The organism is Vibrio sp. 378, assembly GCF_033339435.1.
Map to the genome: position 1 here is coordinate 1 of NZ_JAWOUO010000635.1, position 661 is coordinate 661.

A 661-nucleotide genomic window follows, 5' to 3' on the forward strand; every position below is an offset into this window, starting at 1 on the left:
AGGCAGTAAGTGAGGATTGTTTGCGTAAACACGATGAGATGATTTGTTATTACGTGTATGCACAGGCGGTAAATCAATATGATGTAAGCCATCCGAAAGATCGTTGGCCTCACCGTAGTCAAAGTCTGTTGTGACCTCGGCGTTATTTTTTGTGTGGTAACAATGATCTGGCTTGCCTTCCTCTCGCCATTTGAGTTCTGAGCGTTGCGCGTCCAAGTTGAGTTCATCTGGAACAGATGAAGCATAATGATCTTCTAGTGAATGTTGTTGACTTTGTTCTTGTAAGTATTGAGCGATGTTTTCAGATTCTTGAGCGAGGAGATTTGCAGAAAGTCCAAGTCCCAACAAACAGCTAATGAGTTGTGTTTTATTCATAGATGTGTGCAAGCAAAAAGAAAACATAATACGAATAAATAAAACGCTGTGCAATTGTGCGGTGAACAAGATGAATTGAAATAAGCTAAACACGAAGCACAAACATTAAGCTTTCGTGATTAAGTCTTTGTAATAAATAATATTGGTGAGTAAACATAACAAAAAAAGCCCGGCAACAGGTACTGGGCTTTGAGATCATAGAGCATGCAATTATGACTGAGTGTCGAGTGGGATTTGTCCCGTCGTTACCTGTTCGACGTCAAACTCAGTTAATCCTTCAATGTAG

General features: G+C 39.9%; 1 protein-coding gene. It reads right to left on the reverse strand.

Annotation, left to right across the window (positions count from 1 at the left end; all coding sequences use genetic code 11):
- Positions 1 to 375: DNA-directed RNA polymerase subunit beta (locus R7Q48_RS27985; protein ID WP_318133561.1), on the reverse strand; the 375-nt coding region annotated here is incomplete at its 3' end.
- Positions 376 to 661 lie beyond the last annotated feature (286 nt).